This window comes from Paenibacillus sp. FSL R7-269, from assembly GCF_000517865.1.
Lineage (GTDB): Bacteria > Bacillota > Bacilli > Paenibacillales > Paenibacillaceae > Paenibacillus_AQ.
Window position 1 is genome coordinate 62,263 of record NZ_ASPS01000030.1, and the last position, 26,949, is coordinate 89,211.

At 52.3% G+C, this 26,949-nt stretch carries 32 protein-coding genes and 1 riboswitch; of the genes, 8 read left to right on the forward strand and 24 right to left on the reverse strand.

The genetic code is table 11. The features are described from left to right. Positions 1–57: 57 nt before the first annotated feature. A complete protein-coding gene (locus tag C162_RS15230; RefSeq protein WP_036695350.1) occupies positions 58–825 on the reverse strand; it encodes a DUF1836 domain-containing protein in 768 nt (255 codons plus the stop codon). A 115-nt stretch (positions 826–940) separates the two neighbouring features. On the opposite strand from C162_RS15230, the gene C162_RS15235 reads away from it, so the two are divergent. Then, entirely contained in the window at positions 941–2,263 is a 1,323-nt protein-coding gene (locus C162_RS15235) for a hemolysin family protein (RefSeq protein ID WP_036695351.1), read from the forward strand. An 83-nt stretch (positions 2,264–2,346) separates the two neighbouring features. Here the strand turns inward: C162_RS15235 and C162_RS15240 are convergent, their stop codons facing one another. Together C162_RS15240 and C162_RS15245 are read right to left on the reverse strand one after the other, a co-directional pair. Next, positions 2,347–2,853 (reverse strand): GNAT family N-acetyltransferase, encoded by a 507-nt coding sequence (locus tag C162_RS15240; protein ID WP_036695352.1) that lies wholly within the window; start codon positions 2,851–2,853, stop codon positions 2,347–2,349. A 79-nt stretch (positions 2,854–2,932) separates the two neighbouring features. Continuing rightward, positions 2,933–3,292, reverse strand: coding sequence for a VOC family protein (locus C162_RS15245; protein ID WP_036695353.1), 360 nt, complete (start codon positions 3,290–3,292; stop codon positions 2,933–2,935). A gap of 149 nt (positions 3,293–3,441) precedes the next feature. Between C162_RS15245 and C162_RS15250 the strand changes: the two genes are divergently transcribed. Further along, positions 3,442–4,794, forward strand: coding sequence for a TrkH family potassium uptake protein (locus C162_RS15250; RefSeq protein WP_036695354.1), 1,353 nt, complete (start codon positions 3,442–3,444; stop codon positions 4,792–4,794). An 88-nt stretch (positions 4,795–4,882) separates the two neighbouring features. On the opposite strand, the gene C162_RS15255 is transcribed toward C162_RS15250, so the two are convergent. After that, positions 4,883–5,164, reverse strand: a complete 282-nt coding sequence (locus C162_RS15255; RefSeq protein WP_036695355.1) for a hypothetical protein — start codon at positions 5,162–5,164, stop codon at positions 4,883–4,885. Positions 5,165–5,326: 162 nt separating this feature from the next. Between C162_RS15255 and C162_RS15260 the strand changes: the two genes are divergently transcribed. The 3 genes from C162_RS15260 to C162_RS35980 all read left to right on the forward strand — a co-directional run bounded on the left by C162_RS15260 (position 5,327) and on the right by C162_RS35980 (position 8,268). Further along, the gene (locus C162_RS15260) at positions 5,327–6,571 is read left to right on the forward strand and encodes an aminopeptidase (RefSeq protein WP_179090455.1); all 1,245 of its coding nucleotides are present in this window, start codon (positions 5,327–5,329) and stop codon (positions 6,569–6,571) included. A 52-nt stretch (positions 6,572–6,623) separates the two neighbouring features. Further along, positions 6,624–7,853 carry an aminopeptidase gene (locus C162_RS15265; RefSeq protein WP_036695357.1) on the forward strand — a complete coding sequence of 410 codons (1,230 nt, stop codon included), beginning with the start codon at positions 6,624–6,626 and terminating at the stop codon, positions 7,851–7,853. Positions 7,854–8,091: 238 nt separating this feature from the next. Then, positions 8,092–8,268: a hypothetical protein gene (locus tag C162_RS35980; RefSeq protein WP_156949635.1), complete on the forward strand. Its 177-nt coding sequence runs from the start codon at positions 8,092–8,094 to the stop codon at positions 8,266–8,268. A gap of 185 nt (positions 8,269–8,453) precedes the next feature. On the opposite strand, the gene C162_RS15270 is transcribed toward C162_RS35980, so the two are convergent. The 4 genes from C162_RS15270 to C162_RS15285 form a co-directional block, all read right to left on the reverse strand. Continuing rightward, the gene (locus C162_RS15270; RefSeq protein ID WP_156949636.1) at positions 8,454–9,146 is read right to left on the reverse strand and encodes an AlkZ-related protein; all 693 of its coding nucleotides are present in this window, start codon (positions 9,144–9,146) and stop codon (positions 8,454–8,456) included. A gap of 178 nt (positions 9,147–9,324) precedes the next feature. Beyond that, a complete protein-coding gene (locus tag C162_RS15275) occupies positions 9,325–9,684 on the reverse strand; it encodes a HesB/IscA family protein (protein WP_179090456.1) in 360 nt (119 codons plus the stop codon). Between the two features lie 26 nt (positions 9,685–9,710). Beyond that, on the reverse strand, positions 9,711–10,010 hold the full coding sequence (locus C162_RS37615; protein WP_036695359.1) for a winged helix-turn-helix transcriptional regulator: 300 nt from the start codon (positions 10,008–10,010) through the stop codon (positions 9,711–9,713). After that, a complete protein-coding gene (locus C162_RS15285; protein ID WP_036695360.1) occupies positions 10,000–11,406 on the reverse strand; it encodes an MFS transporter in 1,407 nt (468 codons plus the stop codon). Before C162_RS15285 ends, C162_RS37615 begins: the two co-directional genes overlap by 11 nt. A gap of 168 nt (positions 11,407–11,574) precedes the next feature. On the opposite strand from C162_RS15285, the gene C162_RS15290 reads away from it, so the two are divergent. Beyond that, positions 11,575–12,234, forward strand: a complete 660-nt coding sequence (locus C162_RS15290) for a helix-turn-helix transcriptional regulator (RefSeq protein ID WP_036695361.1) — start codon at positions 11,575–11,577, stop codon at positions 12,232–12,234. A 39-nt stretch (positions 12,235–12,273) separates the two neighbouring features. On the opposite strand, the gene C162_RS15295 is transcribed toward C162_RS15290, so the two are convergent. The 6 genes from C162_RS15295 to C162_RS15320 form a co-directional block, all read right to left on the reverse strand. Further along, positions 12,274–12,858 (reverse strand): TetR/AcrR family transcriptional regulator, encoded by a 585-nt coding sequence (locus C162_RS15295; RefSeq protein WP_036695363.1) that lies wholly within the window; start codon positions 12,856–12,858, stop codon positions 12,274–12,276. Continuing rightward, complete coding sequence (locus C162_RS15300; protein WP_036695364.1) at positions 12,851–13,579, reverse strand: MBL fold metallo-hydrolase; 729 nt, start codon at positions 13,577–13,579, stop codon at positions 12,851–12,853. Before C162_RS15300 ends, C162_RS15295 begins: the two co-directional genes overlap by 8 nt. Before the next feature lie 282 nt (positions 13,580–13,861). Beyond that, the gene (gene pstB / locus C162_RS15305) at positions 13,862–14,638 is read right to left on the reverse strand and encodes a phosphate ABC transporter ATP-binding protein PstB (protein ID WP_036695365.1); all 777 of its coding nucleotides are present in this window, start codon (positions 14,636–14,638) and stop codon (positions 13,862–13,864) included. Between the two features lie 97 nt (positions 14,639–14,735). Further along, entirely contained in the window at positions 14,736–15,632 is an 897-nt protein-coding gene (gene pstA, locus C162_RS15310) for a phosphate ABC transporter permease PstA (protein WP_036695366.1), read from the reverse strand. Beyond that, the gene (gene pstC, locus C162_RS15315; protein WP_442792440.1) at positions 15,629–16,462 is read right to left on the reverse strand and encodes a phosphate ABC transporter permease subunit PstC; all 834 of its coding nucleotides are present in this window, start codon (positions 16,460–16,462) and stop codon (positions 15,629–15,631) included. Before pstC ends, pstA begins: the two co-directional genes overlap by 4 nt. A gap of 166 nt (positions 16,463–16,628) precedes the next feature. Beyond that, complete coding sequence (locus C162_RS15320) at positions 16,629–17,582, reverse strand: phosphate ABC transporter substrate-binding protein PstS family protein (protein WP_036695369.1); 954 nt, start codon at positions 17,580–17,582, stop codon at positions 16,629–16,631. Between the two features lie 260 nt (positions 17,583–17,842). Between C162_RS15320 and C162_RS15325 the strand changes: the two genes are divergently transcribed. Continuing rightward, positions 17,843–18,730, forward strand: a complete 888-nt coding sequence (locus C162_RS15325; protein WP_051493531.1) for a LysR family transcriptional regulator — start codon at positions 17,843–17,845, stop codon at positions 18,728–18,730. Positions 18,731–18,797: 67 nt separating this feature from the next. Here the strand turns inward: C162_RS15325 and C162_RS15330 are convergent, their stop codons facing one another. The 9 genes from C162_RS15330 to C162_RS15365 all read right to left on the reverse strand — a co-directional run bounded on the left by C162_RS15330 (position 18,798) and on the right by C162_RS15365 (position 25,316). Beyond that, a complete protein-coding gene (locus tag C162_RS15330) occupies positions 18,798–19,634 on the reverse strand; it encodes a class I SAM-dependent methyltransferase (RefSeq protein WP_036695370.1) in 837 nt (278 codons plus the stop codon). A 49-nt stretch (positions 19,635–19,683) separates the two neighbouring features. Continuing rightward, positions 19,684–20,598 carry a DMT family transporter gene (locus tag C162_RS15335; protein WP_036695371.1) on the reverse strand — a complete coding sequence of 305 codons (915 nt, stop codon included), beginning with the start codon at positions 20,596–20,598 and terminating at the stop codon, positions 19,684–19,686. A gap of 244 nt (positions 20,599–20,842) precedes the next feature. After that, complete coding sequence (locus C162_RS15340) at positions 20,843–21,655, reverse strand: VanW family protein (protein WP_036695372.1); 813 nt, start codon at positions 21,653–21,655, stop codon at positions 20,843–20,845. Between the two features lie 55 nt (positions 21,656–21,710). Next, entirely contained in the window at positions 21,711–21,872 is a 162-nt protein-coding gene (locus C162_RS36625) for a hypothetical protein (RefSeq protein WP_179090458.1), read from the reverse strand. Positions 21,873–21,968: 96 nt separating this feature from the next. Next, entirely contained in the window at positions 21,969–22,691 is a 723-nt protein-coding gene (queE, locus tag C162_RS15345; RefSeq protein ID WP_036695494.1) for a 7-carboxy-7-deazaguanine synthase QueE, read from the reverse strand. Further along, positions 22,684–23,166 carry a 6-pyruvoyl trahydropterin synthase family protein gene (locus tag C162_RS15350; RefSeq protein ID WP_036695373.1) on the reverse strand — a complete coding sequence of 161 codons (483 nt, stop codon included), beginning with the start codon at positions 23,164–23,166 and terminating at the stop codon, positions 22,684–22,686. The genes queE and C162_RS15350 overlap by 8 nt, the downstream gene beginning before the upstream one ends. Then, the gene (gene queC, locus C162_RS15355) at positions 23,166–23,831 is read right to left on the reverse strand and encodes a 7-cyano-7-deazaguanine synthase QueC (protein ID WP_036695374.1); all 666 of its coding nucleotides are present in this window, start codon (positions 23,829–23,831) and stop codon (positions 23,166–23,168) included. The genes C162_RS15350 and queC overlap by 1 nt, the downstream gene beginning before the upstream one ends. A 45-nt stretch (positions 23,832–23,876) precedes the next feature. Continuing rightward, on the reverse strand, positions 23,877–24,377 hold the full coding sequence (gene queF, locus C162_RS15360) for a preQ(1) synthase (RefSeq protein WP_036695375.1): 501 nt from the start codon (positions 24,375–24,377) through the stop codon (positions 23,877–23,879). Between the two features lie 82 nt (positions 24,378–24,459). Further along, positions 24,460–24,503, reverse strand: a riboswitch (PreQ1 riboswitch). A 72-nt stretch (positions 24,504–24,575) separates the two neighbouring features. After that, complete coding sequence (locus C162_RS15365) at positions 24,576–25,316, reverse strand: ZIP family metal transporter (protein WP_036695376.1); 741 nt, start codon at positions 25,314–25,316, stop codon at positions 24,576–24,578. Positions 25,317–25,491: 175 nt separating this feature from the next. On the opposite strand from C162_RS15365, the gene C162_RS15370 reads away from it, so the two are divergent. After that, complete coding sequence (locus C162_RS15370) at positions 25,492–25,827, forward strand: hypothetical protein (RefSeq protein ID WP_036695377.1); 336 nt, start codon at positions 25,492–25,494, stop codon at positions 25,825–25,827. A 196-nt stretch (positions 25,828–26,023) separates the two neighbouring features. On the opposite strand, the gene murB is transcribed toward C162_RS15370, so the two are convergent. Further along, the gene (gene murB, locus C162_RS15375) at positions 26,024–26,938 is read right to left on the reverse strand and encodes a UDP-N-acetylmuramate dehydrogenase (RefSeq protein WP_036695378.1); all 915 of its coding nucleotides are present in this window, start codon (positions 26,936–26,938) and stop codon (positions 26,024–26,026) included. Positions 26,939–26,949 lie beyond the last annotated feature (11 nt).

The following is a 26,949-nucleotide window of genomic DNA, read 5'->3' on the forward strand; positions in this document are numbered from 1 at the left end:
CCCGCTAATCCAATAATTCCTGAATAGTATCACTTACACATTCTAGAAGCGGATGGTTCAAAAATCAAGGAATAACACCGCATTGAAATATTGCCGGGCCATCGCCTGAAAATAACAGGTCTGCACCGAGATCGCAGCGATCAGCAGCATATTCTGCACTGCATCCCGCTGCCCTCTGCTCAGGTGGCTGAGCCGCTTCATCATTCCGTCCATGGCCGACTTGATTCCGCTGTCCGATCTCCACTGATATTCCTTGGGATTCCCGGTCAAAGCCTGTCCCTCAGCCGGCATCGGGGAACGGCTCTTAATCTCCTCGAACAGCTCGGCATACCCGTGATACAGCTGGGCTGGCTCCACCAGATCGTCGTCATCACGTTCAGGCGCCAGGAACAGCATACGGAAGAGCTGCCTGATGCTCTCGAAATCAAGCGCAGCCTTCAGATCATCTATTATAAATAGAATGGCCGCCTGATTAATGGAGTACTTCTTCCCTTCACGCGGGGACCCGAGATATTCCTTGAAATCCCGCTTCACCCAATTCTGCATAGCAGAGACGGATAACGTGGAATACTCAATCAGTCCGCCAAGCGAAGCAATTTCACCCAGGGACAGCCCTTTGACACCGCTGCCTTTGATCAGCTTTTGCAGAATCGGGGGGATATCCGTAGACAGAAAAGCGGGCAGACTTGTCCCCTCCCGCACCTCGTCACGGTGGAACTTCGTCCAGGCTTCCTGCAGAATATGGAGCGGCTTCCGCTCCGAGTTTGGCCCTAGAGACAGTAATAGTCCGGACATCTCTATCCGGCTAAGTGTAAAAGCTTCCATAGCTGGCAACCCTCCACCATTTGATATTTCACTGAAAAGTTCGTACAATAGGTTCATATGAACTCATAATATGAGTATAACCTATTTTAGGGACGAAAGGGATGGTAAAGATTATATGGGTATAGGACTTAGTTTGACGCTCGTGGCAATTTTGATTATTTTAACCGCATTTTTTGTAGCGACGGAGTTTGCAGTAGTGAGATTACGGGGAAGCCAGGTCAGCCAAATGGTGCTGGACGGCAAGAAGAACGCACTGGCAGTACAGCGGGTAGCCGCTAACCTGGATGGATATTTGTCCGCCTGCCAGCTCGGTATCACGATTACTGCACTCGGGATCGGGGCATTGGCAGAGCCTGCTTTTGAGCAGCTGCTCATTCCATTGTTTGATCTGGCTGGTGTGAGCCATAACGTTAGTAAGCCCATTGCTTTTGCATTGGCCTTCATTATCGCCACCTTCCTCCACGTCGTGGTCGGAGAGCTTGCACCGAAGACCGCCGCTATTAATATTCCGGAGAAAATTGGTCAGATTACCGCACCGCTGATTATTTGGTTCTACAGAATATTGTACCCTTTGATTTGGATTATGAACGGTTCCGCCAACCTGCTCGTCCGTATGTTCGGCATGAAGCCTGCCAGTGAACACGGCGACGCGCACAGCGAAGACGAGATCCGCCTGATCCTGTCCGAGAGCTATGAGAGCGGCAAAATCAACAAAGCGGAATACGGTTATGTTAACCGGATTTTCACCTTTGATGAGATGCTCGCCAAAGAAATTATGGTTCCCCGGACAGATATGGTATGCCTGTTCACCGATCATTCGCTGCAGGAGAATTTCGATATTATCCGCAAGGAGCAGTATACCCGCTTCCCTGTAGCTGACGGCAGCAAAGACAATATCATTGGTATGATCAATACCAAGCAGCTCTACCTGCAATACGATAACAATCCTGATTTCGATTTCAAAAGCCTGATCCTGCCTCTAGTGACCGTATCGGAAGTTACGCCAGTGAAGACCCTGCTGACCCGTATGCAGAAGGAGCGCGTGCATATCGCCCTGCTGCTGGATGAATACGGCGGCACCTCCGGCCTGATTACGATTGAGGACATTCTGGAAGAGATCGTCGGTGAGATCCGCGATGAGTTCGACGAGGATGAACGCAGAAATGTAGAGAAGCTGAGCGACACTCATTATCTGTTCGACGGCAATGTCTCTCTGCTGGAGGTCAAGGATCTTACGGGACTTGATTTCCATGATGAAGAAGTCACCACAATCGGCGGATGGCTGTACAGTCACCTGGAAGAGCCTGTGGTCGGCAAAAGCCATCAATACGAGCATGTCACCCTGACTGTCCGTGAGATGAACCGCCACCGTATCCGCAAGGTGGAGATCCTGATCGATCTTCCGGTCACCGAAGATTCGGATGTACACAACGATTAAGGCGTACAGATAAGCTGCAACAAGTAAGGCGCTCCCCTTGAGTTACTGGGGAGCGCCTTACTTCATTCTTATAGTTAATGCAATTAACTATATACTTTACCCATATAGTATTCATCCACCCATTGCCCGTCTACCAGTAGCGATTTTTGCTTCAAGCCCTCGATTTCAAAGCCCTGCCCCTTATACAGCGCAACCGCCTGTTCATTATGCTGCATCACCGTAAGCTCCAGACGCACCAAGCCGCACTGCCTGGCCCATTGGTCCATTTCTTTGAACAATGCGCTGCCGATGCCCCTGCCCTGATACTGCTTCAGGATACCGGTAATAATATAAGCACTGTGTCTATTGCGGCTGAAGCTCCCTCCTTCGACTGACAGGTATCCTGCAAGCTCACCGTCTGCTTCTGCTCCCAGAATAAGCGAGTTCTCCGCTTGATGTAAGCCTCTAATCATGTCTTCCACCTGGGGAATGGCGCTCTGCCTCTCGCCCGGGGCCAGGAGCATAAAGGAGGTTTCCCCGTCCAGACGATGCTGGAGGGTCAACAGCGCCGCTGCATCCCCCGGGAGCAGTTCCCTTAGTTTTACGTTCATTCCCTTTCCTCCTGCAATAAAGAGCGAATCATATCTTTGTATAATTAACGTGATTAACAAATATAATTAACCCGATTAACTAAGTGACGGAGCGGCAGATCATCAGCACATTTCCGTCCGGGTCCTTGAAGTTAAACCAATGGTCATTCTCAATATCCGTAAGGATCTCCGCTCCGCTGGCTTTGACATAATCATAGGCGGCATCGATGTCCTCTGTAAGCAGATGGAAGGTTGGTACCTTCAGTACGGCCTCGGCTGTGAAAATAATGCTGTCCAGCACGATCCCCGGTCCCTGCATCGGCACATCATACAGATGCCCGAATAATACCTCGCCGTCCAGCGGCAGCCCCAGCAGGCTGCAATACCAGTTTCTGGACCTTTCGATATCACTAACCGGAATGAAGACAGCGCCAACCTGATTGCGTATCGGACTTGTCACAGCAGTATAGCCTCCTCATATAAGTGCAAGTTGTTGAATCCTATAGCCTATAATGATTTCGATAAAATATGTCAATATCCTGCCTGCTTGGTGAAGGGAATAGATGTTATGCTATAATCTTGTCAGATCCTATCCCTATTGTCAGGAGAATGAACTTGGCTAACCTTTTCTTTGGGCATCTGAAGCTGACGCCGCCCAAAATACTATCTCTCGGCTTTGTGGTCCTAATCGCTGCCGGAACCCTGCTGTTATCGCTGCCCGCTGCTTCCACCGGCGGAAGAATCTCATTCATTGATGCGCTGTTCATGGCAACCTCGGCGACCTGCGTAACCGGTCTTGCCGTTATCGACACGGGAACACAGCTCTCGACCTTCGGACAGATTGTGCTTCTCGTACTGTTCCAGTTCGGCGGTCTCGGCTTCGTAACGATGGCGACGCTGATCACTCTGGTGCTGAACAAACGAATTTCATTGAAGGAACGCCTCTTGCTACAGGAATCCATGAACCAGAACTCCATGCAGGGGATCGTCAAGCTGATCCGCCGGGTTCTGATCTATTCCCTGGTGATTCAATTAACCGGGGCCATTCTGCTGGCTGCCCGATTTGTAGTGGATATGCCGATAGGCAAAGCAGCTTATTATGGACTTTTCCATAGTATCTCTATCTTCAACAACGCGGGCTTCGATTTGTTCGGCGATATTCACGGGCCGTTCAGCGGCTTAACCCGCTATGTAGAAGATCCTGTTGTGAATATTACCTCCATGCTGCTGATCTTCCTTGGCGGAATTGGCTTCATCGTCTTATCCGATGTGATTGATTATCCTAAGCGCAAGCGGCTGATGCTGCACTCGAAGGTCGTGCTGGCGACCTCAGCCGTGCTGATTCTGGTCGGAGCCATTGTCTTCTTCTGGCTGGAGCTGAACGCTACACTGAAGCCGCTGCATGCCGGAGGCAAGATTATGGCCTCCTTCCTGCAGGCTATTACGCCCCGTTCTGGCGGCGTGACCACCATCGAGATTCCATTGCTGCGGGAGTCTACCCAGTTCCTGATGATTCTGCTGATGTTCATCGGGGCGGCTCCCGGCTCTACCGGAGGCGGAATCAAGATTACCACCTTTGCCATTCTGGCCAGCACCGCCTACGCCAAGCTGCGGGGCAAAGAGGATATCGTCATGTTCCGCCACCGGATCTCGAAGGAGAATGTCTACAGAGCCATTACCATGACACTGCTCTCACTGATGCTGGTGGTTATCTCCACGATGCTTCTGTCCGTAACAGAGCGCGCAGATTTCCTGAGCGTACTGTTCGAGGCAGTGTCCGCCTTTGGCACCTCAGGCATCACCATGGGACTGACCACAGAGCTAACCACGATCGGCAAGGTGCTGGTGATCATTCTTATGTTCGTGGGCCGGACCGGGCCGCTTACCCTGGCCTATGCGCTCAAGCCGAAGAACAGCAAGGAGCTGTACCGTTACCCCGAAGGCAATATCACCATCGGCTAAGGGACGGTAACTATTGAAAAAATGCGACCCTGCTCGTCCAAGGCAATCTGCCGGGACGGGGGTCGCATTTTTATATCCGCAAGTAAGCTTAAGCTTCCTCTTCCGGGATCTCCTGGGTATCCAGCGCTGCATCCAGCAGCTGATTGTACAGATCATCGTCATTCTCCAGCAGCGCATCCACTTCCAGGAACTGCTCCTCACTCCCCGGCTCACCGGCGAAGCTCAGGCTGTAATCCCATTCGGTTCCACGGGAACTGTAGAAAGTAATCTCATAAGGGGAACGGTGATTCTCTAATGTAAATACCGTTCTCCCCACAAAACTTCTATCCTCTACCCGTTTCATTTCTGCTTTGGTGATTTCCAGGTTCATCCTCTTTCCTTCCTTTCATCTGATCATGCCCACAATATCCAGTATAACATTGATATGTCAGCAATTCTCTTTCCTTTTGCGCTGTAATTGACTTTTTTCATCCGGCGGTTAATAATTTAGTACAATGCTTATATAGAGCTAAAAATAATGGTAATGGAGGAAATGTCAATGACTGAAACAGAGCTTCAGGACAAGCTAAGTAAATACGCTGATTTAGCAGTACAAATCGGTGTGAATGTTCAGCCGGGACAAATCCTGGTCGTGAACGCCCCGATCACTGCAGCCGAGTTCGTCCGCCTGATTACGGCCAAGGCGTATGCCATCGGCGCCAGCCAGGTTAAGGTGAACTGGAGTGACGAGTTCATCACCCGCCAGCAGTTCGAACATGCCGCACCCGAAGTATTTACCAAGGCCCCAACCTGGTTTGCCGGTGAAATGACCGAGTTTGCCGAGAACGGAGCCGCCTTCTTGTCGGTCATTGCCGAGAACCCGGATGCCCTCAAAGGCATTGATCCTGAGCGGATTGCGAACTTCCAGAAGACCCGGGGCGCAGCGCTTACGAAATACCGTGAATTGCAGATGTCCGACAAGGTTAGCTGGAGCATTGTAGCGATCCCGTCCCAGCCTTGGGCAGACAAAGTCTTCCCTGAAGTCCCTGCTGACCAGCGTGTAGACAAGCTGTGGGAGGCCATCTTCCATACTGTCCGTCTGGACCGTGAGGACCCTGTTGCCGCCTGGCAGGAGCATCTCGACACACTTGAGTCGAAGGCAAATGTTCTTAACGCGAAAAAGTACGCCAGCCTGCATTACATAGCACCTGGAACTGACCTTAGCATTGAACTGCCTGAAGGCCATTTATGGGCGCAAGGGGACAGCATCAATGCCAAAGGTCATTCTTTTGTCGCCAACATGCCGACGGAAGAAGTGTTCACAGCTCCGCTGAAAACCGGCGTGAATGGTACGGTCCGCAGTACGAAGCCGCTTAGCTACGGCGGGAATGTGATTGATGGCTTCTCGATCACTTTTGAGCAAGGCCGGATTACCAGTGTAAGCGCTGAGCAGGGCCAGGAAGCTCTCGAATATCTGATCAGCCTGGACGAAGGTGCCAAATATCTGGGGGAAGTCGCACTGGTGCCGCATAAGTCGCCGATCTCGGAATCAGGCATTCTCTACTTCAATACCTTGTTCGACGAGAATGCCTCCAACCATCTGGCTATCGGCACCGCCTATGCCTTCTGTCTGGAAGGCGGCAAAGAAATGAACCAGGATGAACTGACCGCCCGCGGCCTCAACAACAGTGTGACTCACGTTGACTTCATGATCGGCTCAGCCGAGATGGATATCTACGGAATTACCGCTGATGGTACGCGCGAGCCGGTCTTCCAGAAGGGCAACTGGGCCTTTTAAACCCCCTTATAGACTAATGCATTTCATTAGATAACGAATGGAGCTGAAGCTATTGCTGGATTTCAACCAAAAGCTGGAGAATTATGCACTGCTCGCTGTAAAGATCGGCGTTAATATTCAACCCGGCCAGACCCTTGTCGTGAATGCGGATATCGTATCGGCTGAGTTGGTCCGCCTGATTGTACGCCAGGCCTATGAAGCAGGTGCGAAGCTCGTCAAGGTTAACTATTCCGATGAATTCGTCACCCGTACCCGTTATGATCTCGCACCGTCCGAGAGTTTCCTTGAGCCGCCGAAGTGGCAGGCTGATGAGCTGGAGGATCTGGCACTGGGCGGCGCGGCGTTCCTGACAATCATCTCCGCGAATCCGGACTTGCTTAATGGTGTTGATGCAAGCCGTATTGCGAACCATCAGAAGACCGCCGGTCAAGCTATGGCTCCTTACCGCGAGATGCTGATGGCTAATCAGGTCAGCTGGACCGGCCTAGCCTTCCCATCCGCCTCTTGGGCCGCAAAGGTGTTCCCGGACGCTGCGCCTGAGCAGCAGATCGAATTGCTCTGGGACGCCATCTTCAAGGCTGTGCGCGCAGACCAGGAGAATCCGGTGCAGGCCTGGAGTGTCCATCTGGCGGGCCTGAAGCAGCGCTGTGAGCTGCTGAACACCAAGAAATACCGCAAGCTGCACTACACGGCTCCGGGCACTGATCTGACGATCGAATTGCCTGAAGGCCATATCTGGTGTCAGGCCGGTGCGGTGAACAGCCGCGGAATGTCCTTCCTGGCGAACATTCCGACCGAGGAAGTGTTCACCGCTCCGCTGAAGAGTGGTGCGAACGGCACAGTCCGCAGCACGAAGCCGCTTAGCTATGGCGGCAACATCATCGACCGCTTCAGCCTGACTCTTGAGAATGGTAAAGTTACAGACTTTACTGCTGAAGTGGGCCAGGAAGCCCTCGCTTCCCTGCTGGCAATGGATGAAGGTGCTGCCTACTTCGGTGAAGTGGCTCTCGTGCCCTTCCACTCCCCGATCTCGGAGAGCGGTATTCTCTACTACACCACCCTATATGACGAGAATGCTTCCTGCCATCTGGCACTTGGCGCTTCCTACGCCTTCACCCTGCAGGACGGCATTAACATGACTAAGGAACAGCTGGTGGACAAGGGCATGAACCAAAGCCTCACCCATGTCGACTTCATGATGGGCTCCCCGGAGATGAACATCGACGGAATTGCCGATGACGGCTCCAAGGGCCCGATCTTCCGTAATGGAGACTGGGCGTAAGCTTAATCATTGTACTATGAATGAGACCCTGCTATTTCCTCTTGAGGAATGGCAGGGTCTTTGAGTTGAACTGAGATAAAAGCAACCCAAACAGCCCAAATGTGAACATTCTGTCAAAGAATTTTCACAATATTGTTGAAATTAGTTCACAAATATGTCACAATACAATTATAGATAGTGTTTACAGTGCCAAATGAGAAAGATTGTAGTCCATGAAAAATCTAAGGAGGGAATTCTGATGAAAGAATCTTTCAATCATGACAACACCGATTCTACGGAAACAGAACGTCTGGAAGTCCAGACTCCCAAAGACTTAAGTATCGTCGCCTCCGACGCCATCAAGTACACCGCCTATATCATGCTGCTGTTCGGATTCCTGTACTTCCTGGTTGCCTACCTTGGCCCTATGCTGTAAGGCTGCTTCAATATACACAAGATATGCAGGACAAACATATATTCGTAAGCGCTTACGGCCGGTCTGCTCCTGCGGGAATGAGATTAGCCGTTTTTATTTGTTCACCATCATAAAAAGTCAAAAACGGCAGCCCTCTTCACGTAGAGGACTACCGTTCTTTAAATGGATACCAAAGGCATTTTTACTTATTTCCAGCCCAGCGCCTTGTTGATCCAGGCAACCGCCTCCAATGCCCATGCCTCTTCCATACGTGAACGCAGCCAGACTATCGCCTCTTCTCTCGATCCCTCAAAGGGCGGAATGCCAGCTTCATGCATCCAGTGCCCCGAGGTTTCAAAAGAGGTGCTGTTCCAGCCATTCGGCTCTCCTTCCGCATTCACCCGCTGCTTCACGCCGGAGATTACGATATCCAGAGACCCTTGCAGCTCCGTCACCGCATTGTCAAAAGCCGTCTTCTTCTCCTTGGCCTTCATATCCGCCATGGAGCGCAACTGGCGTGTCTCTATTCCCTCGTTCGCCCGGATAAGCTCCAGGAGAGTCAGCGCTTCTCTCGTGGACAGGCCGCTCTTATACCGCTCCTCGAGAGACTGCTGAGGCCCGGCCGCTGCCAAGTACGCCGGAAGCCACTCGCGGGATACGAGCACGGCTTTTTTCTTGATGAATTTTCCGTAGCCGGCTAAGCCTTCTCCGGGAAATCTGACCCGCCAGCGCCAGGGGTCCAGCTCTGTATCGGTATGCCAATTCTCCGCCAGCGTCAGCCCGTTCACGGACGGATGCCCCGGGATCAGAGGGGCTAGCGGCACAATCCCCAGTCTGGCGACTACCTCAGCCATCTCTTCAAAGGTGGTTACATTCTCTTGCTTATCTGCTTCGCCCACGTAATTCAGCCTCCTAAATCAATCTGGCTTGTACACCAAATTAAGCTTATCACTATAGACGAGCAAATTCACTTCAAAGTAATTTGTTTTAAAAATATACCATTCTCATCACAGCCAATCTGGAAATGATGGTCCTGTAAAATCCAGGCATCTGTTTTTTCAACAAAGAAATGAAAGGTTAATCACATTTTTTAACTTCCCCCCGATAATTAGCCATTCTAAAACTGGCACCGCATCCACAAGAGGCTTTGGCATTAGGGTTATTCATGGTGAATCCGCCTATCATTCCGCTTTGTTCATAGTCAATTTCAAGACCGTTAATATATGGAATACTCTTCGTGTGAACTAATATACGGAATTTATCTTTATTGAACACCACATCCTCCTCTGTTTGCTGCTCATCCAAAACAAGGGTATAAGATAATCCGCTGCATCCCCCTTCTTCAACGCCTACTCTAAGAAAAGAGTGCCTTGTATCAGCATTTAACAAGATTTCGGCAATTTTCTCTGCTGCGATCTCACTGACCTCAATGTTCATCTTCATTCCTCCTATACAAGCTTAATTTAGTCTTGGCTACCCCAGTCCATTAGACAAGGTATGAATGTCGCGAGAGCCGCTCCTTTTGGTGTAAGTTCATACATGGTTCGTGTAGGACGCTGCGGACTGGTTCTCTTGACCAGATTATGATGTTGAAGCTCCTTTAAACGCTGAGAAAGGATTCTTTGCGTAATAGAAGGAATACTCCGGGTCATTTCGCTGAATTTCTTCGGACCGTAAGAAAGAGTGAATAAGATATGGATCGTCCATTTAGACCCGATGATGTCATAGGCTATAAAAAGTTTCTCCGTATCCTCAGTGGACAATGATATTTACACCCTCTTTCTTAGGTTCAGTCTTACTAATGGATTGCGGTGAAATCCGGGTGCTGGCAATCATACTTATGACGATCAACAAGAGATGGAAGCCCATGGCTACAATTAAGCCGGATTGCAGTGACATTCCAGCAGCCTGACATACGACAAGGATCGAACCCCCAATCCCGATCACTACACCGGGTGTAAAAGAATCCGCAAATTGCAGATTTGCCGAGGTTTGGCCCGCACCGCCTTCCCCGGCTTGGGAAAAGGCTACAACACCGCTAACCGGATGTGCCAATCCAATACCGACCCCGGCGATAATCTGACCCATAACGGCAACGGCAACAGAAACAACCGGTATCCAAAAAACGATGGCAATCCCTACGGCAAGCAGAAATACCCCCAGAATGATTCTCATATGACGTCCCCGGCCCTGATCTGCCGCATCCCAACGCCCTTGCAGATACGAAATGATACACCAGCTTAATGCTGCACTCGCTACGATTAAACCCGCCTGAGAAGGGGTTATTCCTTTCACCTCAATGAGGGCCAATACCAGGAAATTCTGTGTGCTGGCATAGGCAGCGAAGAACAATCCGCGTGTTGCCAGAATCGCCGGCATCCCTCTCCGCAGCGTAAGTGTTCCCTTCGGCAGCAATTGACGGAGCGGTACTATCATACCTGCGAGGCCAATCAGGGCGAAGACAAATCCCTTCATACCCGGAAGCATACTTAGACCAACCAGGAAAAGGCCAGTACCCATCGTTAAGAGTAACGCCATCCAAGTAGATGAAGATCCGCTAGCCCCTCCCGACTGCTGCACTTTCAATTTCCTGAAAGCCGGTAAACTAAGCACCGCTGAAACAACCAGTACAGGTAAAATCCCCCAGAAAACAAACCGCCAGGACCACTGATCTGCTATAAGACCTGCTACGTATGGACCGAGCATAGACGGAAGAACATAGGCTGTTCCAAAGGCTCCAAGTATTTTGGCACGTAATTCATCCGGGTAACTTAAGGAAATAGCCGTATACACACAAGTCATCATAGCTCCGGCACCCAAACCTTGCAGGGCCCGTGATCCAATCATGATATACATATCTCCTGCTGTTGCCGCAGCGACCAGTCCTGCGATAAACAATAGAAGTGCATAAGTGAATGGTGCAGCAGGGCCTCTTTTATCTATGATTCGACCGACGACCAGCGTTCCGATAATCTGCGCAAGCAGATACGTACTGAATATCCACCCGAACAGGCTAAGACCGTTCAAGTCTCCAGCAATCGAGGGAGCAATGGTGGTTACGGACAGACCTTCGAATCCCACGGCCATCACTGACAAGATAATTCCTATGGATAGTGCAAAGTAACGCGGGCTGAAAATACTTTGATGATTAGACGGCATGAATGGTGACCTCCAAGAAAGTTTGGTATGTATACATCGTATCCGGATACTTAGTAAACATTTTTGTTTATAATGTCTACGCTACAGTCCGCCTTTGACTTTGTCAACATTTTTATTTAAAATGTAGGGAGTGATGCAGCTTCAATAGCTGCAAAAAGGAGGCGCACCATGAGCCCGAATCAAATCAAAAAGGATGTCTCCACCAGTACCCGAAGAGCGATCATTAATCTGTTAAAAGAGCGTGGGGGCTTGGATGTTATGACCCTCTCCTCTCATTTCTCACTGTCTGGAATGGCTATTCGCCAACATTTGAATGCGCTGAAGGAAGAAGGATTGGTTACGAATGTGGAAGAAGCACGTCCCATGGGCCGGCCCACCAAGCTATGGATATTAACACCCGCGGCTAATCGTTTTTTTCCAACCGGATATTCGGATTTATCCATCAGTCTCATTCAGTCGATGAAAGAAGCTTTCGGTAACGAAGGGTTGGACAAGCTGCTGGATGTTCGAAATAAAAAGATGCAGGCACAATATCTCCAGCATCTTGGTGCGGCATCGGATGTTAGAGAGAAATTGGAGAAACTGGCCGAGATTCGAACGAATGAAGGTTACATGGCCGAGGTGAAGGAGCAGGAGGATGGCAGTCTCTTATTCATTGAGAAACATTGCCCGATCTGTGAAGCGGCGGCTGTGTGTACCGGGTTATGCAAGAATGAATTGCATTTATTTAAAACCGTTCTAGGCGAGGACGTTCATATTGAACGGGGGGAGTACATTTTAAAAGGAGGAAGAAACTGCATTTACACCGTTAGGCCCAATCAGCCGTGACAACAAAGAGCAACCTCACTCGGAGATTGCTCTTTGTTGTTATTTCAGGCTTGCTTCGTCCGATCCCATACACCGGATTCCCGCAATATAGGTATTAATCAGCCGGGTGAGCGTGACATTCAGGTCCAGTGGCATTCCAAATCCGCCCTGATGCTCCAGGGTAGACAATCCATGCAGGATACTCCGTAATCCACGGACAGCATGCAGATTGCCTTCCTCATCCAAACCGAACGCGGATATCAATTGGATGATGAGCGACAGAATCTTTGCACTCGCCGCCTCCAGAGCAGTATCCCCCTGTTCGGGTGCTTGGAGCGTCGTCTGGTACAGCCCCGGGTGTGCTCTGGTGAATCTGATATAGGCCTGACTCATCGCATGTACCGCAGCTTCTCCGCTAAGCCCCTCCGTTGCCTCCGATATGACCTCATACAGTTGCTCCAGACCATATACCGCCATCAGTGTACGCAGCCCCGCCAGCCCGTTGATGTGATTATAGAGTGACGGGGAACGGACACCCAGCTTCGCGGCAAGTGCAGCCAGCGTCACTTCTTCGATCCCGTATTCATCCGCCAGTTCTGCGGCAGCCAGCACCAGCGTGTGTGTGTCCAGACCTGCTCTAGCCATGTATCCTCTCTCCTCTCTTGAATTGCCCTTCAGCCTCCGCAGCCGCCCGCTTCATCGCCTCCACCGGAGCTATAAGCAGGTCACCGTGTCCTACCGCCAGTACAGGAGGGGCAAGATCAATCAGCCTGTAAGCACTGACCAGGGCCTGTTCGGGACTCCAAGTCGCCATGGCCGGAAAAGGAAACCAGGCGACCTTCTTGCCGGACACCGCCGTGGCCCGGAAGGTCTGGTATGCATCACCAACGATCAGCGCTCCACTGCGCCGGTCCTGAAAAGACATCGATCCCGGCGTATGTCCGGGAGTGCTGAACGCCATCAGCGAACCGATCCTATCGCCGTCATGCAGCAGAATGTCGGGCCTGGTTACTATTTTGGCGGGTACACTGCCCTTAATAGGAGTCTGTAGCTCACCTGCTCTTAACGAGCGGTCACCAGCCAACAATGCAGCATCCCGCTCCGAAATATAGAGTTTAGCCTCCGGCACCTGCTTCTTCAAGGCATCAAGCGCCCCGACATGATCCATATGACCATGAGTCAGGATGATGCGGGTCAGTGGCTTACCTAGCTTGGCGACCTGACTTAGAATGCCTTGCAGACTGTAGGACATTCCCGCGTCTATAAGGGTAAGCTCCTGTTCTTCTTCAATCAAATAGCAATTCACTGGAAAAATACGCGGCAGCCACGTAAGCTGATGCAAACCGCCTTCTTTTGTCACTCTCATTGTAACTTCCTCCTCAAAACTAATCTTATTAGTTTAAATATAAACTAATAAGATTAGTTTCGCAAGAGATATTTACTCATACGAAGTGAACTGGTTAGACAGCAGTGTGGCGAATATCTCTGCTCATGCACGTTGTGGTTGGTTTTCCGATTACATTTGCCCCACGTATCCCTTTCCGGCCCATTATCTTCTGAACAGCCAAAAACACCACCCGCAACGGATGGTGTCCTGAACGATCAGTGTTATCGATTTTGTCTATGCCCGTCTGTACCAGTCTCCCGATCAGCCAAACCGGCCCATAATGTATTCCTGCGTCATCTGGTTCTCGGGGTTCGTGAAGACCTTCTCGGTCTTGTCATATTCCACCAGGGAGCCGAGATAGAAGTAGGCGGTGTAGTCCGAGATCCGCGCGGCCTGCTGCATGTTATGGGTGACGATCACGATGCGCAGCTCCTCCTTCAGCTCCTTGATCAGCTCCTCCACCTTACCGGTTGATACCGGGTCAAGGGCCGAAGCCGGCTCATCGAGCAACAGGATCTGCGGGTTGACCGACAGCGCGCGGGCGATACACAGACGTTGCTGCTGTCCGCCAGATAACGCCAGAGCGGAATCCTTCAAGCGGTCTTTGACCTCGTCCCACAGGGCGGCGCGGCGCAGGCTGCTCTCCACGATTTCATCCAGCGCCTGTTTGCCCTTGATGCCATGATATTTCGGGCCGAAGGCGATATTGTCGTAGATTGATTTATAGAACGGATTGGGCTTCTGCCAGACCATGCCGATCTTTTGCCGCAGCTTGATTACATCCGTGCCTGTAGCATTGATATCGACACCGTCAATCCAGATGCTGCCCTTGGTCGTAGAGCCGGAGATATCGTCATTCATCCGGTTCAATGAACGGAGAAAGGTGGATTTCCCGCAGCCCGACGGGCCGATCAATGCGGTAACCGTATTCTGCGCAAAAGGAAGGCTAATCCCCTTCACCGCCTCATACGTCCCATAATAAATACTCAGATCCTCCGTTTGAAATGATTCGCGCACCACTGGTTCCGCTATTCCCATCTCTTACTCCTCCTAAAAGTTCTGATAGCTTACACGTTCCGACTCTTCTACGCAAAACCCGCTTCGGAAGCCTGTGTCCTCCCTCTGCCTAACAAGCCTAGCTCATTCTCTTGGATGCAGTAAGCTTGCGGTAGATGAATCTGCCGAAATAACGGGCAGCCAGATTGAAGATTAATACGGTCAGCACCAGGACGGCTGAAGCGCCCGCTGCGATCTGAAGCGCATCCGGTGCCAGGCCTTCACTGTTGACCTTCCAGATATGCACCGCCAGCGTCTCCGCCGGACGGAACGGGTTGAGCGGTGAGGAAGGGCTCAGCGGATTCCAGTTGCTGAAGTCCAGGCGCGGGCTGCTCATCCCTGCGGTGAACATCAGCGCAGCCGCTTCGCCGAACACACGGCCAGCCGACAGAATCGTACCGGTGATGATAGTCGGCAGCGCTACCGGGAGCAAGACCGAGGTAACGATTTTCCACTTGGATAATCCGAGCGCGAAGCCCGCCTCCTTCTGCTGCTTAGGCACTGTGCGGAAGGCTTGTTCCGTAATACGCACCATCAGCGGAAGGTTGAAGAAGGTTAGCGCGAGCGCGCCCGAGATCAGGGAGAAACCGAGATTGAAGGTGTTGACGATCAGCAAGAGACCGAACAGACCCACGATGATCGACGGGAAGGAAGACAATACCTCCACAACCAGACGGATGAAGTTGGTCAGCTTGCCGGGACGCGCATACTCCGCCATGAAGATTCCGGCACCCAGCCCCAGCGGCACGGTGATGATCAAGGTCAGCACCAGCAGGAACAGGGAGTTGAACAGCTGCGGCCCGACGCCTCCGCCTGCGCGGATCTTTTGCGGCGCCGAGGTCAGGAAGTCCCAGCTAATATGATTGAAACCGCGGATCAGGATATATCCGAGTAAGCTAACCAGGATGGCTACGATCAGCAAGGCCAGGGTTACTATAACGGCAGTGGCTACTTTGTCAGCAGTTCTAGGCTTCAAATTTTATTTCTCCTTTCGAGCATTCTCACCAGCAGGACGAATACAAAGGTCATCAGCATGAGCACTAGCGCCATACTCCACAGCGCATTGTTCTGCGGTGAACCCATCGTTGTATTCCCCATACCCAGCGTGATGACACTGGTAAGTGTGGACGCAGACTCGAATAGTGAGTGAGGCACGAACGGCGCGTTACCGATAACCATCTGCACAGCAAGAGCCTCGCCGAAGGCGCGGGCCATACCAAGCACTACACCCGTCATAATCGCAGGGAAGGTCGTCGGGAGAATGACCCGGGAGATCGTCTGCCAGCGTGTGGCACCGAGCGCAAAGGATGATTCTTTCAAGTTTTGCGGCAATGAAGCAAGCGCGTCTGCAGCCACGCTGGTAATCGTCGGCAGAATCATGACCGACAGCACTAGCGCGCCTGCAGCCACCCCGATGCCCTGTCCGGGCAGCGTATCCCGCAGAAATGGAACAATGACGCTTAAGCCTACGAAGCCGTAGACAACGGATGGAATACCTGACAGCAGCTCAATGACCGGCTGCAGCAGCTTTTTACCCCAGCCCGGTACAATCTCCGTCATGAAGAGCGCCGCGCAGATGCTGAGCGGACTTGCGATAAGCGCAGCCAGCAGGGTAACCAGGAAGGAACCCGAGATGAACGGGAAGGCTCCATAGGATGGCGTGTCTGCTTCAGGCGACCACTTCGTGCCGAACAGGAATTCTGAGACCTTGACCTCACCGCTCACGAAGTTGGCCACGCCTTTGGAGGCTACGAAATAGACCATGGATACAATGATGACAATGAGCAGCAGCACGCAAAAGGACATATAAATACGTCCGATTAAATTTTCTATATGATGTTTTTCCAGCCGCTTGTTAGTTGGTTGTCCCCTCAAGATGCTCCCTCTTTCTAAAGTGAAAAGAGAGGCAGAAGAGATCCGCCTCTAATCACATTAAAGTTTAAATCCAATCCTAACTGTGAACCGGTGAAGCTTATTTAGGTGTTACAGTACCTGCCACATCACGCGATACCTGCATTTTGGAAGCCGGGATGTAGCCAAGCTCTACAACGTCTCCAGTCTGTACTTCATCCGTCAGGAAGTAATCCAGGAACGCTTTTACAGTCTCATTAGGTTCACCGTTAGTGTACATGTGCTCGTAAGCCCACACCGGATATTTACCGGCCACTACATTGTCTACAGAAGGCTCAACGCCGTCATAGTTCAAGGTTTTTACAGAATCATCGAGGTAGGACAGTGCCAGATAACCGATCGCTCCCGGTGTTTCGCCGATCATTTTCTTAACTGTACCGGAGGAATCCTCTTGAATCGAGCCCTTCAGATCCTCGGTTTTGGTGCCAAGAGCGAAGCTCTCGAAGGTAGCACGGGTACCTGAGCTTGCCGGACGGTTGATGATCTGGATGGCCTGGTCTGCGCCGCCGACCTCTTTCCAGTTCGTGATTTTACCTGTAAAAATATCGATCAGCTGCTGCTTGGTCAAGCTGTCTACGCCTGCCTTCGGGTTGCTAACTGCTGCAATCGCTACAACCGCTACCTGATGATCAACAAGCTCAGCCGCTTTTGCCGCATCCTTCAGCTTCTCTTCAGCAAATACATCTGAGTTCCCGATATCGACTTGCTTCTCAGAGACCTGCGTCAAGCCGGTTCCGCTGCCGCCGCCTTGAACCTGAATGTCTACGCCTGCATTAGTCTTCATGAACTCCTCAGCTACCTGCTCTACGAGCGGCTGAAGTGCTGTGGAGCCTGACGCCAGGACCGAACCGCTTAGCTTCGTACCGCTGCTGGATTCTGTGTTTGTGGCAGCTGGTGTATTTCCTCCGGTATTGGTTGTTGCCTTATTTCCCCCGTTGTTTCCGTTGCCGCATGCTGAAAGTGCCAGTACGCTGGTAAGAGTCAAAGCCATGATCCACGATTTTTTGAATTGCATTGTTTTTTTTCCTCCTAAAGGTTTTGTGAGTGTCTGCTGCGTTCCATCTGCTTCGTACAAAACTCACTCGGGAAGCATTATTGTGTGTCTATCAGCGTCTCTTCTGACTCTTCTTATTCTAGGACCCGTTCGTTAGATAAAAGTACTGAGTTTGTAAACCGGAGGATAAAAGTTATAATATAAATTAAATAGTTAAATAGATAAAATCTATATCGAAACAACAATAGGGTTTTTTTTGCCCCATCCCCGGAGGAATCTTCATGAACCTTGTAAAGCTGCAAATCTTAGTTCTCATCGAAAAATATAAAAAAGTAACAGATGTAGCTGCCGAGATGAACCTTAAGCAGCCTACCGTCTCCTTCCATATGAAAAGTCTGGAGAGTGAGCTGGGCGCTTCCCTGTTCCAGTACCGGAGCGGCCGGGTCCTGCTGACGGATGCCGGACGGGCCTTGTATCAATATGCGGTCCGCATTGTCTCGCTAAGCGCGGAGGCCGAGCGGACGGTCAAGCAGTTCACCTCACTCGCCTCGGGGAATCTGGAGCTTACCGCCAGCGATATCCCTGCCAGTTATCTTGTGCCCAAACTGCTGTCCCAATTCACACAGCAGCATGACGGGATCGATATCTATCTGTCCGTGCTCCCGGATGACGTCATCCGGGAGCGTCTGCGCAGCCGGGAGATCCAGCTCGCCGTACTGCACAGTGCAGAGGGGCAAGACGATACCTTCCATACGCAAGTGATTGCTGATGAGGAGACGGTGCTGGTCTTTGCGCCGGAGCATCCCTTTGCCGGGGAGCAGGAGCTGACCGCCCAAGCCGTAGCCCGCGAGCCCTGGGTGCAGCATGAAGCCGCCTCCTTCCTGCGCGGAATCTCTGACCAGTGGGCACAGCTTAATAATGTTAGGGTCTGGAACCATGCGGTGCTGGGCTCGCCGGAGGCAGTCAAGGGGATGCTGTACACAGGCCAAATGGTGGGGGTGTTCTCCCGTTCCGGGATTGAGGCTGAAGTTGCGGCGGGCCGTCTGGCCTACGCCAAGCTGCCGGGAATGCTTCCGGCTGACGGGTCTTTTGTGCTGGCTTGGCGCAAGGATTATACACTCTCTCCGCTCCAGCAGGCTTTTGCCGGGATGGCGGCGGGTTATGTATGAAAAAACGGTATCCCCTGAGCGCCTGTGTAACTGCGCTAACGGGGATACCGTGTAGTGGTGAACCTTATTATCTTTTGACAGCGACCAGGGTGAAGGTCTTGGGAATTCCCTTATCGTACACATCCGACGACAGATTAGGCTCCTCCACCAGCTCTCTTATCACCAGTCCGCTGGCTGCGGCAGCAGTAACCAGCTCGCCCAGCGTCCAGCGCCGCCAGTAGACGACATTCGGCTTGACCGCCTCCGCCGCTGCTCCTGAGGACGGCATATATTTGGAATAGGACACCTGCTTCTCTTCAAGCGCCGTATCAAAATAATCCCCGCTCACCTTATGCTTGCGCACCTTGGCCGTCGACCCCTTGGAGGAGATCAGCTTGGTCGTTACCGGATGGAAATCCCGCAGCACGAACGTCCCGCCGGGTGCCAGCAAGCGGTATGCCGTAGCCATGAACGGAGCCAAATCCGTAAAATAATGAACAATCCCCATTTCGGCAAAAACCGTATCATAAGAGCCGTTAAGATACGCTTCCGGCAGCTCCAGGACATCCGACACGATATAATCAAGCTGTACCCCGGCCGCCTGCGCGAGTTCACCGGCATAACGGGCATTGGCCTCCGAGAAATCCGCGACAGTCACCTCAGCGCCCAGCAGTCCCAGCGCCACCGCTTTCATGCCGTTAGAGCCCATCAGATTCATGATCCTCCGGCCCTTCACTTCACCGAGATAGGTATTCAGCGGATACAGCTTCCCCGCAGGGTCCTTAGACAGCTTCTCCGCAGCCTCGGCAGGGGTTCCGAACCGGCTGGTCCAGGCCGCATAGGTATCCTCATTCCACAGCTCCTCGCTGGTAGGTGGCGCTTCCTTATTAAGGCCATCCGGTTCATTCTGATTAGGTTCATTCATTGCTTTCGTTACCCCTTTATCTATGTTCTATAAAATGTAATCAAACCGCCTAGGAAGCATTCGGCAGAGACTGCCGGAGCTTCAGCGCTTTCCTGCGCCCGGCATACAGATAGACGCCCAGCCCGGCCATGACCAGCACCCCGCCAGCCCACTGCAGGCCGCTAAGCTGCTCACCCAACAGCAGGAATGCCAGAATGCTCGCGCCGACAGGCTCTCCCAGGATATTCATCGAGACAGTAGTCGCAGACGTATATTGCAGCAGCCAGTTGAACAGGATATGGCCGAAGACGGTTGGCACTACCGCCAGCAGGACGAAGATGCCCCATTCCCGGGCCGGATAATCGAAGAACGGTATGCCGGTCACGAGATTGTAGACGGCAAATACGATGGCCGCAGCGATAAATACAATCAGGCTGTACAGATAGGACGGCATACGCGCCACCAGCTTTTGTCCAAGCAGCATATGCGCGGCTACCGCTACGGTTCCGCCAACCGACAGCATGTCGCCCTTCAGATTCTCAGCAGACAAGCCAATGTCTCCCCAGCCGATAAAAGTAACGCCGAAGATGGCAATCGCCATCCCCAGAATGGCAAAGATCGAATTACGCTCTTTATACAGTATGTACGCACCGAACATAATGAATAACGGCTCCAGCGCCATAATCATCGTCGAGCTGGCTACCGAGGTATAACTCAGCGAACCCATCCACAGCAGAAAATGCAGGGCAAGCATGACACCGGACACTCCCAGCAGCAGCCAGTCCTTCCGCCGCAGCTGAAAGAGTGCCCCGCTATAGGGACGGGCGAACGGCAGCATCAGCAGCGAGGTGAACAGCAGCCGGTACATCCCTTGGACCGATACGGGCGCGGAGCACCATTTAATGAAGATAGAAGAAAAAGAGATGGCCACAATTCCGATTACCATCAAGAGAGGCACGGGAACGGGCGGTTTATTAGTACGCATAACAGAACGCCCCTTCATAGGATGTAAGACTCATTATGTTAATTTAACGTAAATCGGAGAAAAATGCAGCATTTTTTCATTTCCAACGCAAAACAAAGGCGCAGAATCCGCCTCTGACGGGTTCCATGCCTTATATTTGTTCAAATATAAGAAATTATATGTTTCACACAATAACTTATCCTTCTATTTCTCGCTGAAACGGTACCGTCCTTTAAAAGGACGGCAATGCCGTTTCCACTTGTCCTTATCCGTGCAGCAGCGGGGAATACATCATCAGTGCGTGGTTCTCGGCCACCGCTTCGTCACCGGCCAGCTCTCCGCTATGCGTCAGCACCCTGCGGCGGATTGCGTTGCGCCGGATATACCCGCCCCATGGCTCCAGGCTGATACGGTGCCCATCTTCATAGACTTCATAATGGTAGAGCTGCTGTCCTGCACAGCGCCATTCCCCGTACAGATGCGTCTCATCCAGATGCAGCTTAAGCTGATAAGCATGCTCTGTATCATTGCGCAGCTGAAGATCCAGATAATTATAGGCACAGGTAGCCCCGCTGCCAAAGGGCTGGGTCCGCTGCTCATCGGGAAAGACATCATAGCTGTGCCGGTGTCGTTCGGTAACGGTCAACGGGGTATGCAGCGTCATCCAGTAGATCAGATTGGACAATTGGCAGAGCCCGCCGCCTGTGCCGGAACGGAACCCGCCATAGTGTAGCACCATTCCGTCCAGGTAGCCTTTTCTTCGCGTCGGTTTGCCGATCCTGCGCCAATAAGAGAAGCTCTCGCCTGGTTGTATGACAAGCCCGTCAAGCTTCGCCACCGCGAGCCTCAGGTTCACGATTTTGTTGTGCTGAAGCTGCATATCGACATTGCGTAATTTGCGCAGCAGCGGTGTAGCATGGCTGGCCGCTTCGTACGGCAGAGCTTCACTGCGCTGTTCTGTAGCCAGGCGGCCGCTGGCTGTGATCCATCTCCAGTATCTTTTCCAGGTAAAATACCGCTTCCCTGCAAACAAACGCAGCTTGGACCGCCGGATGGGCTTCATAGCCTGCATCGTCATTGCTTCTACCTCCCCCGTGTAGCTATTGTGCCGATTCTATAATTATATTACCCTTCTACTCTGGAAGCTTCTCAGAGATTACCAGAATAAATGTAGCAAGCGGTCCCAGCAGCAACGACAACAGAAACCAGTTCATTCCGCTCCGGTTCTTTCCTTGCGCCAGTCCGGCATTAATCAGAGCCAGTGTACCCCAGCCTGCGTAATAACCATTCTCCATTATAATTCCTCCTCTGTTTCCTGCAAATAGTAAAAGACCGGGCCTCCCTGCTCAGGAAGCCCAGTCTTAAGTATAGCTAATTTTTATGAGAAAATCTTACTTCCCCCGCTTATTATGCCAGATCAGGGCATGCAGCTGCGGCAGCACCCGTGCACGGTTCATCTGCGGATCGGCAATGACTAGCTGGAACAGCCATTCCAGCCGCCCCAGCAGACGGCCGGAGATGTCGCCTTCCTCGGTGACGTTATCGTTGCCCGGCTGCAGGAACAGCGGAACCTCTGGGTATCTGAAATGTACCTTACGGGCATATTCATAATCCTCCCGGTTAAAAACAACCACCTTCAGGCTATGCGCAACCTTGCCGTTATAAGCGACTCTATGCATAATCTCATCCAGCTTATCCCAGTCCGTATGCATCCCGGAGCTGGGCGGCTTGGGGCTGATCGTCAGCACATCCACCTCATGGAACCAGTCCTGCCACCGGCTGCCCTGCGTCTCTATCGCCGCCTGAATGCCTCGTTCATGGAGCAGGGAGATGAACGTTCCCATCGCCTCCCCAATTAACGCCGGGTTCCCGCCGGAGATGGTGACACAGCCGAAATTCTCTCCGGCCAGCTCCTGCAGCCCGGAGAGAATCTCCTGTGGCGTAAGCATCGTCACTTTATCCTTGGCCGAGCCGTCCCAGGTGAAGGCGGAATCGCACCAGCCGCAGCGGTAGTCGCAGCCGTAGGTGCGGACGAACATCGTTTTGACGCCGATAACCGCCCCTTCCCCCTGAATCGTCGGGCCGAACATTTCAATCACGGGAATTCTACTCATAATCACAGCCACCATACAGACGGTACGCCGGTCCCTCCTCGGGAAGATCTGCTGCCAGCACCTCAGCCCAGGAGGTAGGAGTCTCCCATAGCTTGACTGAGTACACCGGCAGCGCCGCCCGTTTCAGCTCATAGGCAATGTAGGTAGACAGATTCTCCGCTGTAGTGCGGAAGGAGAGCAGTGCGACTTTGGAGCTTGTCGCCAGCAGCGTCTCCAGCACAGGCTCATTGCCCATGGCCAGAAAAGCATGATCCAGCCGTTCCACCACCGCCCCCTGCACAGCCGCCTTAATATCGCTGAAGTCAATGACGAACCCCTCATCCGACTGCCCTTCCTCAGCGGACGGTACACCCTTCAGCACTACCTCCAGCTTGTAGGTATGCCCATGCAGATTGCTGCATTTCCCCTTGTGTCCGATAAGCTGATGGGCGGCGTCGAAGGTGAAAATTTTGCAGACGGCTACTTCACCCCGCATTATAGTCCCGCCTCCTGACGCTCTGCCTCATATTGCTCCAGACCGCGCTGACGCAGGAGACATGCCGGACAGGTGCCGCAGCCGCTGCCGATGATTCCGTTATAGCAGGTCAAGGTCTGCTCCCGCACATAGTCGAACTGGCCCAGCTGGTCTGCCAGCTTCCAGGTTTGCTTTTTGTCCAGCCACATCAGCGGGGTATGAATGACGAATTCCGCATCCATCGACAGATTAAGCGTAACATTCAGCGACTTCACGAACACATCACGGCAGTCCGGGTACCCGCTGAAGTCCGTCTGGCAGACCCCGGTGATAATGTTGGAGTAGCCAAGCTGCTTGGCCAGAATGGCCGCGAAGGACAGGAACAGAAGATTACGTCCATCCACGAACGTACTGGGCAGCTCTTCCCCTTCACCTGCGGTGATGTCAATATCATCCCGGGTCAAAGCGTTCGGAGCAAGCTGGTTCAGCAGCCCCAGGTCCAGAATATGCTGCTTCACACCGAACCTTGCGGCTATCGCCTTGGCAACTTCAATCTCGGCCGCATGACGCTGATTATAATTGAATGTGACGACCTGAACCTCCTGGAATTCCTGCAATGCCCACGCCAGGCAGGTCGTGCTGTCTTGGCCGCCGCTGAAGACGACTAATGCTTTTCTATTTACCATAATGATCTCTCCTCCTGATGGCTCTGCGAAGCTGGTTCCTGCGGATTAACGGTTGTCCACTTTCTCGGGATACAGATCATGATTCATCAGCCGGTGCTCGGCCATCGCCTCATATTTGGTTCCCGGACGCCCCCAGTTGCAGTAAGGATCGATGGAAATGCCGCCGCGCGGCGTGAATTTGCCCCACACTTCAATATAACGCGGCTCCATCAGCGAGATCAGATCATTCATAATAATGTTGACACAGTCCTCATGGAAATCGCCATGATTACGGAAGCTGAACAGATAGAGCTTCAGTGACTTCGATTCTACCATCCGGATATCCGGAATGTACGAGATATACATCACCCCGAAATCCGGCTGGCCGGTCACGGGACACAAGCTGGTGAACTCGGGACAGTTGAATTTGACAAAATAATCCCGGCTGGGATGCTTGTTATCGAACGCCTCCAGAATTCCCGGATCATAGCCGAACTTGTACTGCGTGCCTTGGTTGCCCAGCAGGGTAACCTCCTGCATTTCCTCTTGCGTTCTGCCTTCTGACATGACAAAAAACCCCTCTCTTTTCCCTAGGCTCATAGCCTGAACTGGAAAGAAGAACGAGATTTCGAAAACCTGGCTCTACTAAGATAGCTTAGTTTTTTATAGAGGGAGTTCGCGAACCTCTCCTGCGCGCGGCGCAGATTCCTTCTTTATCTTGGTGCGTCTTGAACTATACCATGATTGCAGCGGGCTTGACAACCCTCACAGCTGATCCAGAATCAGCGAGCACAGCAGTCCCATCGCAGCGATGAACCCCGTGAGCGGCCCCCCTTCTTCGTAGGCTTCGGGCATCATGCTGGAGGACACCATGGCAATAATTCCTCCTCCGGCAAAAGAGGCAATCACCGCTTCCGTATAACTGCTTGCGTGATCCATGAACGCATACCCAGCCCCTGAGGCCAGTGTGGAGATAGCGAGCACGCCGAGCCACAGCAGCATAATCTTGCCTTTGCCATAACCGTCCTGCTTCAGTCCAGCTGTGCTGGATAAGCCTTCAGGAATATTGCTGATGAAGATAGCAATGACCAGCAGTACGCTAACGCCCTGACCCGCAATGAGACTTGCGCCGATCATGATCGATTCAGGAATTGCATCCAGTACCGTTCCGGCAAAAATAGCCAGACCTCCGCCCTTGGCGTCGCTCTTCCCTGATGAGGCTCTGGCTGAGCGCTTGCGTCCGGCTCCGCCCTTGCGCGAGATCAGCCAGTCGAACACCGTGAACACCAGTGCCCCGGCGGTGAACCCGATAATCGTCGGGGCCAGCCCGCCGTCACTGGCAGAATCCTCTAACAATTCATACGCCGCCGCGCCGATCAACACCCCGGTACCGAACGCCATAATGAAGCCGATCAGCTTGCTTCGAATACGCAGGAATAACGCCAAGAGAGCGCCAATCAAGACCGCCGAGCCGGAGACTGCGCCCCATAATAATGCGTTCCCCATTCGATTCACCTTCTTATAAGATATTGGCATCATTACAATGCATAAGAATAGTTTACACACGAATGAAGAAAGGCAAACACCCTGCATAGTACAACTAAATTGCACGGATTCATTTGTATTGAAAGGGGTAACTTAGAAATAACAATCTCTATTAACCGAAGGATGGGATCATACTATGGAAGCAAACGTACAGAAGCTTATCGATTGGCTGGAAGCCCGCAAGGATACAACACTGGTCATCGAAAAACGGGAGCTGGAGGATCTGGACACTGTCCATTTCAAGCTGGAGACCGTAGACTACCGGAACGCTGACGATGTCATTGATGATTATCTGGACAGTGCGGTCATTCTGCGCGGTACAGGCAGTACCCTGAATGCCGATGGTGAGCTGGTGCCCCTGCCGCAGCCGGGATATGAGCTGGCAGTGAGCGGGCTACAGCTTCATGAAGTGTCCGAAGCCAAGGTGGACCTGCAGACGAGCCGGGCGATATATTCGCTGGCTGTAAGCTGATTATCCGGCGGCTCCGGCCGTAAGAATCTAAAGAGGGTGCAGCTCTAAGCCAACATACCGGCTTAGGACTGCACCCTCTTTTCAAATATAAGAATTTATGTTTTTTGCGCTATAAATTATCCTTCTATTTCTCGCCGAAACGGCACCGTCCTATAAAAGGACAGCAAAATCGTTTCCACTTGGCAAAAACTATCGCCTATAATTCTTCCCCGATAATCTCCACTTCCGTCTCCAGCTCTACATCGAACTTGTGCTTCACCGCTGAGCGGACATGCTGGATTAATCCGATATAATCACTGGCCGTTGCATTGTCGGCGTTGACAATGAAGCCCGCATGCTTACGCGAGACCTCTGCGCCTCCGATGCGCGTACCCTGGAGTCCGCTCTCCTGAATCAGCTGCCCCGCGAACCGGCCCGGCGGCCGCTTGAAGACACTGCCGCAGGACGGATACTCCAGCGGCTGCTTCGATTCCCGCAGATAGGTTAACTCATCCATGGACGCCTTAATCGCGGCAGGATCGCCTGGAAGAAGCTTGAATCTCGCCTCCAGTACAATATACTGTCCGCTGGCGAAGATGCTGCTGCGGTATCCCCATTCCAGCTGATCGCTGTGCAGGGTGAGGAGCTGGCCATTCTGATCGATCACAAGCGCACTGTGCAGGACATCCTTCACTTCACCGCCGTAGGCTCCGGCATTCATATACAGAGCCCCGCCTACCGTGCCGGGGATGCCGCAGGCGAATTCCAGACCGGTCAGCTCCTGCTCCAGCGCATAGCGCGAGACATCGATAATCTTCGCCCCGCACTGCGCATACAGCAGCCCGTCACGGATGCCCATCCCGGACAGATCCGAGGTCTGGAGCACGATGCCGCGGATGCCTCCGTCCCGGATAATGACATTGGAGCCGTTGCCGAGAATCGTAAGCGGGATCTGATGATCAAGGGCATAGGCAGAGATGATCTGGATCTCTTCATATGTAACCGGGGCAGCCAAGATATCCGCTTCGCCGCCCATGCGGGTATAGACCAGATCCTTAAGGCTCTCACGGCGCTTCAGCGAGCCTGCTGTTACTAGCGGCTGCAAATCCTCATATATGTTGTCAATATTCATTCTTCATACTC

Excerpts from the sequence above, each read along its gene's own strand:
- C162_RS15230 (WP_036695350.1), bottom strand. The coding sequence starts at position 825 with ATGGAAGCTTTTACACTTAGCCGGATAGAGATGTCCGGACTATTACTG.
- C162_RS15235 (WP_036695351.1), top strand. The coding sequence starts at position 941 with ATGGGTATAGGACTTAGTTTGACGCTCGTGGCAATTTTGATTATTTTA.
- C162_RS15240 (WP_036695352.1), bottom strand. The coding sequence starts at position 2,853 with ATGAACGTAAAACTAAGGGAACTGCTCCCGGGGGATGCAGCGGCGCTG.
- C162_RS15250 (WP_036695354.1), top strand. The coding sequence starts at position 3,442 with ATGAACTTGGCTAACCTTTTCTTTGGGCATCTGAAGCTGACGCCGCCC.
- C162_RS15255 (WP_036695355.1), bottom strand. The coding sequence starts at position 5,164 with ATGAACCTGGAAATCACCAAAGCAGAAATGAAACGGGTAGAGGATAGA.
- C162_RS15260 (WP_179090455.1), top strand. The coding sequence starts at position 5,327 with ATGTCAATGACTGAAACAGAGCTTCAGGACAAGCTAAGTAAATACGCT.
- C162_RS35980 (WP_156949635.1), top strand. The coding sequence starts at position 8,092 with ATGAAAGAATCTTTCAATCATGACAACACCGATTCTACGGAAACAGAA.
- C162_RS15275 (WP_179090456.1), bottom strand. The coding sequence starts at position 9,684 with ATGAACATTGAGGTCAGTGAGATCGCAGCAGAGAAAATTGCCGAAATC.
- C162_RS15285 (WP_036695360.1), bottom strand. The coding sequence starts at position 11,406 with ATGCCGTCTAATCATCAAAGTATTTTCAGCCCGCGTTACTTTGCACTA.
- C162_RS15290 (WP_036695361.1), top strand. The coding sequence starts at position 11,575 with ATGAGCCCGAATCAAATCAAAAAGGATGTCTCCACCAGTACCCGAAGA.
- C162_RS15295 (WP_036695363.1), bottom strand. The coding sequence starts at position 12,858 with ATGGCTAGAGCAGGTCTGGACACACACACGCTGGTGCTGGCTGCCGCA.
- C162_RS15300 (WP_036695364.1), bottom strand. The coding sequence starts at position 13,579 with ATGAGAGTGACAAAAGAAGGCGGTTTGCATCAGCTTACGTGGCTGCCG.
- pstB (WP_036695365.1), bottom strand. The coding sequence starts at position 14,638 with ATGGGAATAGCGGAACCAGTGGTGCGCGAATCATTTCAAACGGAGGAT.
- pstC (WP_442792440.1), bottom strand. The coding sequence starts at position 16,462 with ATGTCCTTTTGCGTGCTGCTGCTCATTGTCATCATTGTATCCATGGTC.
- C162_RS15320 (WP_036695369.1), bottom strand. The coding sequence starts at position 17,582 with ATGCAATTCAAAAAATCGTGGATCATGGCTTTGACTCTTACCAGCGTA.
- C162_RS15325 (WP_051493531.1), top strand. The coding sequence starts at position 17,843 with ATGAACCTTGTAAAGCTGCAAATCTTAGTTCTCATCGAAAAATATAAA.
- C162_RS15330 (WP_036695370.1), bottom strand. The coding sequence starts at position 19,634 with ATGAATGAACCTAATCAGAATGAACCGGATGGCCTTAATAAGGAAGCG.
- C162_RS15335 (WP_036695371.1), bottom strand. The coding sequence starts at position 20,598 with ATGCGTACTAATAAACCGCCCGTTCCCGTGCCTCTCTTGATGGTAATC.
- C162_RS15340 (WP_036695372.1), bottom strand. The coding sequence starts at position 21,655 with ATGACGATGCAGGCTATGAAGCCCATCCGGCGGTCCAAGCTGCGTTTG.
- C162_RS36625 (WP_179090458.1), bottom strand. The coding sequence starts at position 21,872 with ATGGAGAATGGTTATTACGCAGGCTGGGGTACACTGGCTCTGATTAAT.
- queE (WP_036695494.1), bottom strand. The coding sequence starts at position 22,691 with ATGAGTAGAATTCCCGTGATTGAAATGTTCGGCCCGACGATTCAGGGG.
- C162_RS15350 (WP_036695373.1), bottom strand. The coding sequence starts at position 23,166 with ATGCGGGGTGAAGTAGCCGTCTGCAAAATTTTCACCTTCGACGCCGCC.
- queC (WP_036695374.1), bottom strand. The coding sequence starts at position 23,831 with ATGGTAAATAGAAAAGCATTAGTCGTCTTCAGCGGCGGCCAAGACAGC.
- queF (WP_036695375.1), bottom strand. The coding sequence starts at position 24,377 with ATGTCAGAAGGCAGAACGCAAGAGGAAATGCAGGAGGTTACCCTGCTG.
- C162_RS15365 (WP_036695376.1), bottom strand. The coding sequence starts at position 25,316 with ATGGGGAACGCATTATTATGGGGCGCAGTCTCCGGCTCGGCGGTCTTG.
- C162_RS15370 (WP_036695377.1), top strand. The coding sequence starts at position 25,492 with ATGGAAGCAAACGTACAGAAGCTTATCGATTGGCTGGAAGCCCGCAAG.
- murB (WP_036695378.1), bottom strand. The coding sequence starts at position 26,938 with ATGAATATTGACAACATATATGAGGATTTGCAGCCGCTAGTAACAGCA.